14 protein-coding genes are annotated in these 12,329 nt (G+C 37.3%); 4 read left to right on the top strand and 10 right to left on the bottom strand.

The genetic code is table 11. From position 1 onward, the window contains the following. The 4 genes from ACIQ2X_RS08295 to ACIQ2X_RS08280 form a co-directional block, all read right to left on the bottom strand. Nucleotides 1–1,051 (bottom strand): penicillin-binding transpeptidase domain-containing protein (locus tag ACIQ2X_RS08295; RefSeq protein WP_396178461.1); only part of this gene is annotated, 1,051 nt, incomplete at its 3' end. After that, on the bottom strand, nt 1,042–1,392 hold the full coding sequence (locus tag ACIQ2X_RS08290; protein ID WP_396178460.1) for an FtsL-like putative cell division protein: 351 nt from the start codon (nt 1,390–1,392) through the stop codon (nt 1,042–1,044). The genes ACIQ2X_RS08290 and ACIQ2X_RS08295, both read right to left, overlap by 10 nt. A 6-nt stretch (nt 1,393–1,398) precedes the next feature. Next, nucleotides 1,399–2,307, bottom strand: coding sequence for a 16S rRNA (cytosine(1402)-N(4))-methyltransferase RsmH (gene rsmH / locus ACIQ2X_RS08285; RefSeq protein ID WP_396178459.1), 909 nt, complete (start codon nt 2,305–2,307; stop codon nt 1,399–1,401). Continuing rightward, nucleotides 2,282–2,755, bottom strand: a complete 474-nt coding sequence (locus ACIQ2X_RS08280) for a division/cell wall cluster transcriptional repressor MraZ (protein ID WP_396178458.1) — start codon at nt 2,753–2,755, stop codon at nt 2,282–2,284. Before ACIQ2X_RS08280 ends, rsmH begins: the two co-directional genes overlap by 26 nt. A gap of 414 nt (nt 2,756–3,169) precedes the next feature. Between ACIQ2X_RS08280 and ACIQ2X_RS08275 the strand changes: the two genes are divergently transcribed. Together ACIQ2X_RS08275 and yihA are read left to right on the top strand one after the other, a co-directional pair. Beyond that, entirely contained in the window at nt 3,170–3,934 is a 765-nt protein-coding gene (locus tag ACIQ2X_RS08275) for an alpha/beta fold hydrolase (RefSeq protein WP_396178457.1), read from the top strand. 95 nt (nt 3,935–4,029) lie between these two features. Continuing rightward, nucleotides 4,030–4,647 (top strand): ribosome biogenesis GTP-binding protein YihA/YsxC, encoded by a 618-nt coding sequence (gene yihA, locus ACIQ2X_RS08270; RefSeq protein WP_396178456.1) that lies wholly within the window; start codon nt 4,030–4,032, stop codon nt 4,645–4,647. Between the two features lie 34 nt (nt 4,648–4,681). On the opposite strand, the gene gldC is transcribed toward yihA, so the two are convergent. Both gldC and gldB read right to left on the bottom strand, forming a co-directional pair. Further along, nucleotides 4,682–5,014: a gliding motility protein GldC gene (gene gldC / locus ACIQ2X_RS08265; RefSeq protein ID WP_396178455.1), complete on the bottom strand. Its 333-nt coding sequence runs from the start codon at nt 5,012–5,014 to the stop codon at nt 4,682–4,684. Then, nucleotides 5,014–5,976 (bottom strand): gliding motility lipoprotein GldB, encoded by a 963-nt coding sequence (gene gldB, locus ACIQ2X_RS08260; protein ID WP_396178454.1) that lies wholly within the window; start codon nt 5,974–5,976, stop codon nt 5,014–5,016. The genes gldC and gldB overlap by 1 nt, the downstream gene beginning before the upstream one ends. 154 nt (nt 5,977–6,130) lie before the next feature. Between gldB and nadE the strand changes: the two genes are divergently transcribed. Both nadE and ACIQ2X_RS08250 read left to right on the top strand, forming a co-directional pair. Beyond that, nucleotides 6,131–6,925 carry an NAD(+) synthase gene (gene nadE / locus ACIQ2X_RS08255; protein ID WP_396178453.1) on the top strand — a complete coding sequence of 265 codons (795 nt, stop codon included), beginning with the start codon at nt 6,131–6,133 and terminating at the stop codon, nt 6,923–6,925. A gap of 102 nt (nt 6,926–7,027) precedes the next feature. Further along, the gene (locus ACIQ2X_RS08250) at nt 7,028–7,657 is read left to right on the top strand and encodes a LuxR C-terminal-related transcriptional regulator (protein WP_396178452.1); all 630 of its coding nucleotides are present in this window, start codon (nt 7,028–7,030) and stop codon (nt 7,655–7,657) included. Here ACIQ2X_RS08250 and dnaG read toward each other — a convergent pair whose 3' ends face one another. From dnaG to ACIQ2X_RS08230, 4 genes are all read right to left on the bottom strand, one after another. Next, nucleotides 7,658–9,655, bottom strand: a complete 1,998-nt coding sequence (gene dnaG / locus ACIQ2X_RS08245) for a DNA primase (protein WP_396178451.1) — start codon at nt 9,653–9,655, stop codon at nt 7,658–7,660. A 276-nt stretch (nt 9,656–9,931) separates the two neighbouring features. Continuing rightward, the gene (locus tag ACIQ2X_RS08240) at nt 9,932–11,011 is read right to left on the bottom strand and encodes a hypothetical protein (protein WP_396178450.1); all 1,080 of its coding nucleotides are present in this window, start codon (nt 11,009–11,011) and stop codon (nt 9,932–9,934) included. Between the two features lie 31 nt (nt 11,012–11,042). After that, the gene (locus ACIQ2X_RS08235; protein WP_396178449.1) at nt 11,043–11,789 is read right to left on the bottom strand and encodes a hypothetical protein; all 747 of its coding nucleotides are present in this window, start codon (nt 11,787–11,789) and stop codon (nt 11,043–11,045) included. Then, the gene (locus ACIQ2X_RS08230) at nt 11,776–12,327 is read right to left on the bottom strand and encodes an RNA polymerase sigma factor (RefSeq protein WP_396178448.1); all 552 of its coding nucleotides are present in this window, start codon (nt 12,325–12,327) and stop codon (nt 11,776–11,778) included. Before ACIQ2X_RS08230 ends, ACIQ2X_RS08235 begins: the two co-directional genes overlap by 14 nt. Nucleotides 12,328–12,329 lie beyond the last annotated feature (2 nt).

Raw genomic sequence — 12,329 nt, 5'->3', positions numbered from 1 at the left:
TCCCGTAACCCTCTTTATTGGAATCCCGAACTTTGCGTTTGTAATATTCAATTACACCGCCGTTGGTATCGTATATCGAACTGGTATCGGCTTTTTTATCGTCCAATAATGCAATTAAATCCAATAATTTAAATGTGGAACCTGGCTCTTGCGACTCCCCAATGGCATAATTTAATTTCTCATAATAATTGCCGTTTGAATCACGACCCAAATTGGCAATCGCTTTGATTTCGCCCGATTGGGTTTCCATCACGACTACACTGCCATGATCGGCTTCGTAATACTCCAACTGTTTCAACAACGCGTGATGGGCAATATCTTGGATGTACACGTCAATAGTTGATACAATATCATAACCGTCTTGCGGTTCAATTTCGTTATTGTCGCGCAAGGGTTTCCATTGGCCCTTGGCAATGCGTTGTTTTAATATTTTTCCATCTTTGCCGTTCAAATATTTTGAAAAAGCACCTTCAATTCCAGCTATTCGCGTTTTTCCGTTATGATCCACACGTTCGTATCCGATGGTTCGTTCGGCAATTTTTCCAATAGGATGCTCCCGAACGGTTTCTTGCTCGACGATAATCCCGCCTTTATAAGCTCCGAGGTTGAACAATGGAAAACTTTTGATTCGCATATAATCGGTATAACTCAGGTCCCGTGCAATTAAAAAATACCTGTTTTTATTATTTCGAGCACGAGTCAAACTGGTTCGGTATTCGTTACTTGACTCACCAAGCAGAACAGACAACGAGTCGGACAAAGCATCAATATTGGCTTTAAAGTTGGCATCTATTGGCGCCACAGCATCAAAACGTATTTTGTAATTAGGAATAGAAGTGGCTAATAAACTCCCGTCAGCCGAGTAAATATTTCCTTTATTGGCAGGAATGACAAAGTTTTTAACCGAGCGTTCCTTGGCTAATTTTCGATAATAATCGCCCTCTACCCACTGTATATTAGTGAGTTTTACCACAATTGCACTGGCAATGATTAACACTACCAATGCAAAAAGGTAAATTCGATAGGAAATATTTTTATCTTCTATTGCCATATTTTTTTTAGAAAATTTTGCTTTGGCTCTACTGCTTTTACTTTAATTTTTACAGGAGGTACTGTTGATGGTTTAATATCTTTTGCAATCATTTTTTTTTCGATGGTCGACTCTAATTTCAACTCCATCAGTTCGGAACGTCGATCTACAAATTCGGAACGCAACTCTTTGACCTCCTCTTCTAATGCTTTTATAGCTATGTTTTTTCGCTCATAACTATTGGCATTTGCAATCATTATAATGGCTAAAAAAACGACGAAAAGGATAAAACCCCAATTTCTATTGGCATCTTCATCCACTAAAAAACGTGCTTTTAAAACATTATAAATTCTGCCTTTCATTATATTTTATCTTTTTTCAGCAATACGCAACTTCGCACTTCGAGCTCGATTATTTCTGTAAATTTCATCGGCGCTGGGAACTATTAATTTCCCGATACTTTTTAACGGAACCGTAAAATTTCCGAAGAAATCCCGTTCAGGTTCGCCTTCAAACATCCCGTTTTTTATAAATCTTTTGACCAGACGGTCTTCTAGTGAATGGTATGAAATCACGCTTAAACGGCCTTCTGGTTTCAGAATTTCTAATGATTGCTCCAGAAATTCTTTCAAAACATCCATTTCTTGGTTGACCTCAATTCGGATGGCTTGGTACATTTGTGCCAAAATTTTGTGGCTTTTGTGTGCCGGGAGAAATCTTCCCAAAACGTGCTTGAGCTGTTCGGTATTTCGAATTTCGTCGTGTGCCCGAAACTCTAAAATGGTTCGAGCAATTGCAGGCGCATTTTTCAATTCACCATAATCCAAAAAAACCCGACGAAGATTTGCTTCATCGTATTCGTTGACAACTTTAAAAGCACTTAAATCATTTTTCTGACTCATTCGCATGTCCAATTCGGCATCAAAACGGGTCGAAAAACCGCGTTCAGCTACATCAAACTGGTGGGATGAAACACCTAAGTCAGCCAAAATCCCGTCTACCTGCCGCACGTTATGGAACCTTAAAAAGCGCTTTATGAACTGGAAATTTTCGTTAATCAATTCAAATCGTTCGTCAGGTAGTGCGTTTTGCAAAGCATCTTCATCTTGGTCAAAAGCAAACAAACGCCCGTTTGGTCCCAATCGATTTAAAATTTCTTTTGAATGACCGCCACCGCCAAAAGTAACATCCACATAGATGCCATCTGGCTTGATATTTAAACCATCAACCGTTTCCTTTAGCAAAACTGGATTATGATATTCCATTTCCATCTTCATATAAATTTCCCATTACTTCTTCTGCTAAATCAGCAAAATCTTCATCGCCACCGCCTATTGATTGCTCGTACAAATCTTTATCCCAAATCTCTACGATATTGACTTTGGAAGACAAAACAATATCTTTTTGAATCGCACCAAAAACCACTAAATCTTTAGGAATCAGCAAGCGACCCAAATCGTCGATTTCAATAATTTTGACACCCGCCATAAACTTCCGGATGAAATCGTTGTTTTTTTTGTTAAATCGATTTAGTTTATTGATTTTCAACATCATCAAATTCCATTCTGCCATAGGCCATAACTCCAAACATTTGTCAAAAACCGAGCGTTTCAGCACGAAACCGTCTTGTAAAGAAGCATTCAACTGCTTTTTTAAAGGCGCCGGTAAAAGCATTCGTCCTTTGACGTCTACTTTACATTCGTATGTCCCGATTATTGAATTCAATGTGAGTTTGTTTATTAAGAAGCAAAAATATAAAAAAAAATACCACAACTTACCACTTTTTCCCACATTGTTAATAAGTTTTACCACCTAATGATTTTAAATCTTACTTATTGATATTCCGAATATTAAGATTTTATTAGATATACTTTAAGCTTTTGCAACGTTCTTAAAACATTCGTTATTTAAATCTTCGCAAGAGCCATCTAAAATGCACTTTCTATAATAAAATCTCAATAAACAAATTTCTTTTTTAACTTTACAAGAGCGCAAACTAATTACCGAGACCGTCGAAAAAACAACAGCTGCAATTGCGCTATTTTTGTTAAAAAAAGATTTTCCAAAAAATGATTTTCTTTTAATAAATCCTATATTTGTGGTCTCGACTTTTCGAGAAAATACTCCCAACAATTTAGAATGGAACACGAATTAAAAAAAGAAGGACGGTACAAATATTATGAAGCGGGCGAGGGAACTCCTATCATAATTCTGCACGGATTAATGGGCGGACTCAGCAATTTTGATGGTGTTGCCCAATTTTTTCCAGCCAAAGGTTATAAAGTTGTGATTCCGGAATTGCCGATATATACCCAAAGTATACTAAAAACAAATGTGAAAGCTTTTGCCAAATACGTAAAGGATTTTATCACTTTTAAAGGATTTGACAGGGTTATCTTATTAGGAAATTCACTTGGAGGACATATTGCTTTGTACCATACAAAAATGTACCCGGAAAAAATGCTTGGACTTGTAATAACAGGAAGTTCAGGACTTTATGAAAGCGCTATGGGCGACAGCTATCCGCGTCGTGGCGACTACGATTACATTCAGAAAAAAGCAGAAGCTGTTTTTTACGACCCTAAAATTGCGACTAAAGAAATTATAGATGAAGTGTACGAAATGGCCAACGACCGCATCAAACTCATAAAGACCTTAACCATTGCCAAAAGTGCCATCCGACACAATATGGCCAAAGACTTACCTAAAATGCACGTTCCGACTTGTATTATTTGGGGCAAAAATGATAATGTTACCCCACCTGATGTTGCCGTAGAATTTGATCAACTTTTACCTAATTCTTCCTTATATTGGATCGATAAATGTGGTCACGCAGCAATGATGGAACACCCCGACGAATTTAACGAACTGATGTACAACTGGCTAAAAAAAGTTAATTTGTAAAATCAATTTCAACTGAATAAACCACTATTTGAAGAGAAAAGACTTTAAATGGTGGTTCTTTTTTTTGCTTATCTTTGCCTCAAATAAAGAAAACTATGAAAATCAATACCGCCGAATTCATCATCAGTAATTCTGAAGTGAGTAAATGTCCGAAAGAACCCATTCCGGAATATGCATTTATTGGAAGATCGAATGTCGGAAAGTCCTCGTTGATTAACATGCTAACGAACCATAAAAATCTAGCAAAAACCTCTGGACGTCCTGGGAAAACGCAGTTGATTAATCATTTTAAAATCAATAACAATTGGTTTTTGGTCGATTTGCCTGGATATGGATATGCCAAAGTTTCCAAGAAAACAAAATCTGTTTTTCAACAATTTATAACGGATTATTTTGAAACTCGCGAACAGATGGTTTGTGCATTTGTACTGATTGATATTCGCCATGAAGCGCAAAATATCGATATTGAATTTATGAGTTATATGGGAGAAAGTGAAATTCCGTTTTGCATTATTTTCACAAAAGCTGATAAAATAAGCAAAACGAAAATTGACTCTCACATTGCTGCTTACAAAAAGCAGATGTATGCTAATAATTGGGAAGAAATGCCACAGTATTTTGTAACTTCTTCAACAGATGGAATGGGCAAAGAGACGGTTTTAGAATATATTGCTGCAATCAATGACGATATGTTTAAAAATAACCTTTTGTAGAGATTTAGAAAATTTTCTTTCAAGATTCCGCTAACTATTTTATCAAATCCATCTTTTCTGCAAAATAATCACAGAAATCTTTCATTGTATCGGTCATTTTTTCATCGTTTGTGGCTCGCTGAAAAGTGTCCGACATGGCAACCAAGGTCTGGTGAAAAAACTTTTTCATCTCATCCACCGGCATGTCCTTGGTCCATAAATCAATTCGCAAGGTCTCTTGTTGTTTACTGTCCCAGATTGATAGCATTATCGCTTTGGCTTCTTGTTGGTTAACGCCACCGTCTTCGGCAGACCATTGTAGTTTTTCCGGTACACGATTATGATCTAAATCAATTAAAAATTTTATTTCTGAAGTAGTATTTGCCATTATTTTTTTGGTTTATATTTTGAATTATTAAAAATGGTAGTTGCGTCGGTAACTAGAAGTTCTTTTGCATCCACTTTGTTGTTTTCGGCATACGCCCGAACAATTTGCCATCCCAACCAAGCACCTACTCGACCCGGTGACTCATTGTCGATTTCGAGATAGAATTTCGAAAAAGGCGCTTTGTGAATAAATCGGCTTGCGAGTTTTGGATCGGAGTCGTAAAGTAAACTTTCGTCAATAAAGTATCGCCACATGTAACTTTCATTGTCTTGACACCACTGTATTTGTTCAGGACTGTACCCTATTTTATCTGCATCGGAATAATCCGGAATCAACAAATCTTTGATATACAATTCTTTACCAGCAAAAATCATTTGCGAAAGCAAGTTTTTGTTTACATCCTCTGGAATTTGATTGGCCGACAAGGCCGTTACCACATCGGGAACTATTTGCGAAGCTTCAAAGTTCTGCCGAATGTATGCGGGAAACTCACTTTTGTAAAACTCATGGTCCTTGCCTAAGTACAATTCCATAGCAATTAGCAAATAATCGCCCGTGTAAATAACTTTACTGTTGTAATCCATTTCGCTAACTACCGTAAAAATTTCGGGCATTCGCGTGTTGGGAAAATAAAATTTGGCATGTTTAAAAACCCCTTCGATTTCTGTTTTTTGATCGTTAAAATCGCCGTATTTCTTTTGAATTTCGCTGTACAACTCTTTCCACATCGGATGAGTCATTTTGTTGGTCCAAACCGAATCGGGCACATCTTGTGGGAAAAATTCGGGATAATCCGTTTTTAATTTCCCTAAATTTTTCGGGTTGGATTCAAAAAAAAGCTTGTCAAAACGGGTCATTTTCAAGGAAACGGGGATTTCCTCAATCATTTTCTCTGTTTCTGATTGATTTTTGCAAGAAAACAGGATAAGCGATACGGCTATAAATACGAGTATTTTTTTCATTTGTAGAATTTCTTTTTTTCAATAGATTATAGCAAGACAGCCTTATAAAAACTATATAATCACTGTTTTATTACTGCTGTTTTTTTATAATTTTATAGCACAATAAATAACGCTGCAAATATACACTCCTTGTGGCTTAAAAACGCTAACTGAAATGCAAAAAAAGAATAAAATTAATGCCGAAAAAGTATCCAATCACATCATCAATTGGTTAAAAACGTATGCCGAAAATGCAAAAGTGAACGGTTTTGTCATCGGGATTTCAGGTGGCATAGATTCGGCCGTTACATCAACGCTTTGTGCCGCAACTGGCTTGAAGGTACTCTGCTTGGAAATGCCCATTCATCAAGATGAAAAGCAAGTAAATCGAGGTAAAGAACACATTGAACAATTGAAAAGGCGGTTTTCAAATGTTACCAATGCAGTTGTCGACTTGACGCAAACATTTGACGTTTTTGAAAATTCTGTTGTAAAAAGTAATGATGTTGCCAAATACAATTTGGCTTTGGCCAATACTCGAGCGCGTTTGCGAATGACTACTTTGTATTATTTTGCAGGTATTGAAAGCCTTTTGGTCGCAGGAACGGGAAATAAAGTGGAAGATTTTGGCGTAGGGTTTTACACCAAATACGGCGATGGCGGCGTAGATTTGAGTCCAATTGCTGATTTGCTAAAAAGCGAGGTGTATGAATTGGGACGGTATTTACAAATTCCTGAATCCATTTTAAATGCGGCACCTACAGACGGACTTTTTGGGGATGATCGAACAGACGAAGACCAATTGGGTGCTTCTTATGATGAATTAGAAAGTGCCATGCTTGCGGATGAATCGGGCAAAACAGTTGATGATTTTGAAGGTCGCGCATTGGAAGTTTTTAAAATTTACAAACGCTTGAATACGATTAACCAACATAAAATGAATCCAATACCGGTTTGTAAAATTTCATAACTAAGAAAAAATTCATATTTTAACATTTATTTAGCAATTTTAACTTTTATTTATTATCTTTACAGACCCCAAGTCATAATGTTAATTAAAATTAATACTATTATGATAAGTATTTGTGTTGCTGATAATCAGCCCGTAGTAATGCAAGGCATTAATTGTTTTTTTAAAGACCATTCCGAGATTTCGATTAACGATACCCTTTTTAATTTAAATGACATTGACCGCTCATTGAAAGCGAATAATGCCACAATTTTAATCATTGATATTGAATTAGAAGGTTTACACAGTATTAATTCGTTAAAAAAAATCATCCAAGAAAATCCGTTTACCAGAATTTTGATTTACACCTGTGCTTCGGAAAAATTGTTTGGTGTAACTTCTTTAAAGGCAGGAGCTGCTGGATTTATTTCGAAAAATGAACCACTCCCCAATTTAGAAAAAGCGATACTTACCGTTGCTGAAGGCCGAACAATGTTTAGCGAATTTGTACACAAAAGTATTCTTTCTTCTGCCCGAATGCATAACGATCAACAGATGTACCGCAAACTTTCTTCGAGAGAAAAAGAAGTGTTGAGCTATTTGATTAACGGCAAAAAAAATAATGAAATTTCAGAATTGCTCAATTTAAATGAGAAAACAATTAGTACATACAAGTTACGCTTATTGAACAAACTGGGTGTTACCAATTTAATCGATTTGGTAAATAAAGCAAAAGCTTTAGAAATTGTGTAATTAAATATGGTAGCGCGACATGACACGCCCTAGTTTTGAAGAAAACGACCCTATCAATTTGTAATAATCCATTGCCATCGATAGGGTTTCTGAATTATCGGCGTCAGGTTCGGAAGAAATTTCTTTCTTTAATTCCTCGATGATTTTATCCACAAGAAACCACCTCAGCGTTAAAATAGTTTCCGTAACATACTGACTGATGCCATGCGATTTTTCTTTCACAATAATATTTTGTGCCTCCCAATTGTGCAAGGTAACTTTTTCGTCTTCCATCAAAACATCGGTAACTTCTTGTGCCAGCTCTTGAGGCAGTTGCATCAAATAGTGTTCGGTGTTGAACGTTTCGTTTTCACGAAAAAACTGCATGATATTGTTATAAATAGCTAAAAACAAAGGATTTGCCAGCTCCACCTCATCTTCTTGCAAACTGAGATACACGCGTTCAAATACTTTATAATTGCGTTTTTCAGAATACTGCTCCACTTCGCCGTCTTCGTTATTTCGCAACAAAACATCTTCAAACTCTTCATCGGCGTTACCATAAAGAAGTAAAATCTCGATAATTTTTCGTTCAATTTCGTATTGGACGTCTACTTTTTGGGAAGTACTTGTTACGTTAGTATCTTTTACAACTTCAAAGGACTTCTGTCCTGAGGTTTCGGATTGCTTGAGTTTTTTACCCGCTTCAACGGTATCCTTTTGAATCAATTGTGCCAAGGTACTTACCAAAACTTGCTCTGAAATGTCCATGATTCGGGAACATTCCTGAACGTAAATTTCCCGTTGAATTCGGTCGGGAACTTTTGAAATACTCACCACAATTTCTCGAATCAAATCGGCTTTTTTGATAGGATCGTTTTTGGCGTCGGCCATTAAAAGAGACGCTTTGAACTGAATAAAATCTTTCGAATTTGCTTCTAAATATTCGGTCACTTGTTCGAAATTATATTTTTTGGCAAAGCTATCCGGATCTTCCCCATCGGGAAAACTACAAACTCTAACATTCATCCCTTCTTCTAGAATCAAGTCGATTCCGCGAAGCGAAGCCCTCAGTCCTGCAGCATCACCATCAAAAAGTACGGTAATATTTTTGGTCAATCGGTTGATCAATCGGATTTGATCGGGTGTTAAAGCCGTTCCTGAAGAAGCCACTGTGTTTTCAATTCCGGTTTGGTGGAACTGAATGACATCGGTATAACCTTCGACTAAATAGCAATTGTTTTGTTTGGCAATGGCTTGTTTAGCATGAAAAATACCGTACAAGACTTTGCTTTTATGGTACAATTCACTTTCGGGAGAGTTGAGATACTTGGCTGCTTTTTTATCGTTGGTTAAAATTCGACCACCAAAACCCAAAGTTCTGCCCGACATACTTTGAATAGGAAACATTACTCTGCCTCGAAACCGATCGAGCACATTTTGATCTTCTTTTACGATGGTCAAACCGCTTGCTTCCAAGAATTCTGTTTTGTAGCCTTTTCCGAGCGCTTCTTTAGAAAATGCATCCCAAGCTTGTGGCGAATAACCGAGTCCGAATTTCTTGATGGTTTCCGTTGAAAAACCGCGTTCTTTGAAGTAGGACAAGCCAATTGCTTTTCCTTCGTCGGTTTCTAAAAGACTGTGTTGGAAATATTTTTGGGCAAATTCGGAAACTAAAAACAAACTTTCTCGCAAATCGACTGTTGCTTTTTGCTCGTCGGATTGTTCGGTTTCTTCGATTTCGATGTTGTATTTTTTGGCCAAATATCTGATGGCTTCCGGGTAGGTGAAATGTTCGTGTTCCATCAAGAAAGCCACGGCGTTGCCTCCTTTTCCGGAACTAAAATCTTTCCAGATTTGCTTTACCGGCGAAACCATAAACGACGGAGATCGCTCACTGGAAAATGGGCTTAGTCCTTTGAAATTGCTTCCTGCTCGTTTTAATTGTACAAAATCGCCAATGACCTCCTCTACTCGAGCGGTTTCAAATACGGTATCGATGGTGGCTTTGGAAATCATAGTTTAGTTTAAAAGAACAAAGGTACGAAGAAAGATGGGATTTGGGATTTGGGATTTGAGATTTGAGATTTGGGATTTTTGAGGCGAAACCAAGAGGAAACGTAAAACCCTTGATAGCCCTGACAGGAGGGAAAATCCTCCCGATTTTTCTTCGGGAGATTTGGAAGGATGGCAGGAATAGGGAAACCAAAAAATGCCCAAGCGATTTGCTCCAAATAAAAAAACGCTTCTTGGAAAAGAAACGCTTTTGGGGAAACTTGTAACTAACTCAAGTTTTTAGTTGAAATCAAATCGAACGCCTAAGGAAATGTTGTTTTGATTGATGGGGTTGTCTTTAAAAAGTGGACTCAAATCGTATTTGAGGTACAAACTGGTTTCTTCGTAACCAATGTAGGTACTTAGTCCGTACACAAAATCGTTGGTGTTGAAATTGCCTTTGGTGACTTCGCGGGTTTCATAATCGTTTTGTTCGTATTCCAAAATTTGTTTCGACTTGATGTTGACTCCTGCAAATCCTCCGATTCCGAAGCGGACGCTTTGGTGGGTGTTGAATATTTGCTTGCCTTCGTGTTGCTTTTTTTTGGTAAAATCGAATTCCAAATGAAGAGGCACGACGATATTGACGTTTCTGAATCGGGATTCTTTTAAACCGATTGGGTTTACTTCTAAATCGGTCGTGTTGCCGTTATCGACAAAAAAGCGATTGTCGGTTGGTCGAAGATTGTTGTACATCAATGAAACTCCGTATTTGAAATGCAATAAATTGTTGTTTTTGGCGATTCTGGTGTTCCAAGCCACACCCCATTCGTAAAAATGCGATACCCAATAACGGTAGTCGGAATTGGCTACTGCTCCATCGGTTACAAGATTGTTAACACCCGCTGCGAAAACAAATTGAGAAGTGGTGCGTTTTTGGTTGAAATTTCTTTTATGATTACGCCTTTTCTTTATCCCAACAATATGAATGTAAGTACTGTCTGTCAGTTCGTGGTGAATTTTAAATTTGTAATCACCAGGTTGTGTACCGAAATTTTCTGCAATATTGCCGTCGACTTTGAGTTGTACAACTTCGTTAAGTTCCGTTTGATATTCGGCAATGCGGTTTTCGATATTTTTAGCACGGGTTTCGGCTAATTTCTTTTTTTGTTCGTCGGCTTGTGAGGCGGTAATTGTTCCTTGTTCGAGTTGAAAATTTACTTCTTCTACTTCTTTTTTGAGTGCTTCTTTTTCTTCTTTCGTGGTGTTTTCGATTTTGTTGGCAATTTTTCGCACACGCATTTCAAAGGTTTCTTGGGCTTGAACCTTCGATAAAAATAGGCAAAGCGCTCCTACTAGATAAATGGTAACATTTTTCATGATTGATTGTTTTTAAGTGATTATGAATTGATTATTCTAAATTCCGGTTGGTTACGACAACTTTGACTTCTTTGTATTTTTTATTGACCGATTGAATGACTTTTTCTCGAAAGGAAAGTTCTAATTCGTTGTCTACCTGCGAGAGTAATTCGTTGGTATTTACTTTCACTGCTTTGGCATTTAAAAGTTTCGGTTGCGTCGTTTTCCCTGGATCGACCGATGCTAATAATGCAGCAGCATTTACCTTTATGTCTGTATTTAGTTCCGCTTTTTGAATGGTTTCGTTGCTTGTTGCTGCTTTGGTATCGTTGGATTTTTCTGTAAAAGCTGTAGCGGTTTCTACTGTTGGTTTTTTAGATGCGGTTTGAATATTTCTTAGCAAAATTTTTTCTGTCCTCGGCTTTTTGTTTACATCAATTTCAGGATTGGCTACGACTTCGGCTTCAGAACGATTTGAAGGAACTTCTAAAACTTCTTTTAAAACAGTGTCAGAACTTGTAACTTTTTGCTGTTCAAAAACAACAGGTTGGCGCTCGTTATCAATCATTTCCTCTGTTTGACTCAAAAAAACGGTTGCGATACAAATAAATCCCAAAATACTCGCTGCAACATACATCCATCTGAAATTTCGTTTCGGTTTGTGCTTCGCCGGTTCGCTAACGCTGGGGTCGGCCACAGTAAGCATCGCGTCGAGTCGGTCCCACGAATTTTCTGAAGGTTTGATGGTTCTGGCGTTCAGTTTTTCTCTGAATTGTTGGTCTATATTATTCGGTTCCATTATGATAATTCTTTTTTTTGTTAATCAATTCTTGCAACATTTTTCGAGCGTGCGACAATTGCGATTTTGATGTCCCTTCGTTTATTCCGAGCATTTCTGCAATTTCTTTGTGTTTGTAACCTTCGATGGCGTAGAGGTTAAAAATCATTTTGTAGCCTTCTGGCAAGCTATCGATAAGAGATTGAATGTCTTCCACCGACAAGTTACTTTCGATATTATTGAAACCTTCTTCTTTGTAATAAGTGTCTTCTATAAAGCTGACCTTTTTTTGTGCACGGATAAAAGATATACTTTCGTTGACCATAATTCGGCGGATCCAACCTTCGAAACTTCCTTTGTTTTCAAAATTTTTGAGATTGACAAAAACTTTCATAAACGCGGTAATCATTACATCTTCGGCTTGTTGAATGTCCTTTATATATTGTCTGCAAACACCCAACATTTTTGGAGCAAACTTCGTATAAATCTGCTGTTGTGCATGCCGATTGTTTTCGGTTGCCAACTGAATGAAATTTTGTTCTTCTTGATGTAAGTGGATTA

Origin of the sequence: Flavobacterium sp., assembly GCF_044368625.1 — a bacterium.
Lineage (GTDB): Bacteria > Bacteroidota > Bacteroidia > Flavobacteriales > Flavobacteriaceae > Flavobacterium.
The sequence above is the reverse complement of the archived record's forward strand: the minus strand, read 5'-3'. Positions and strand labels throughout refer to the sequence as shown.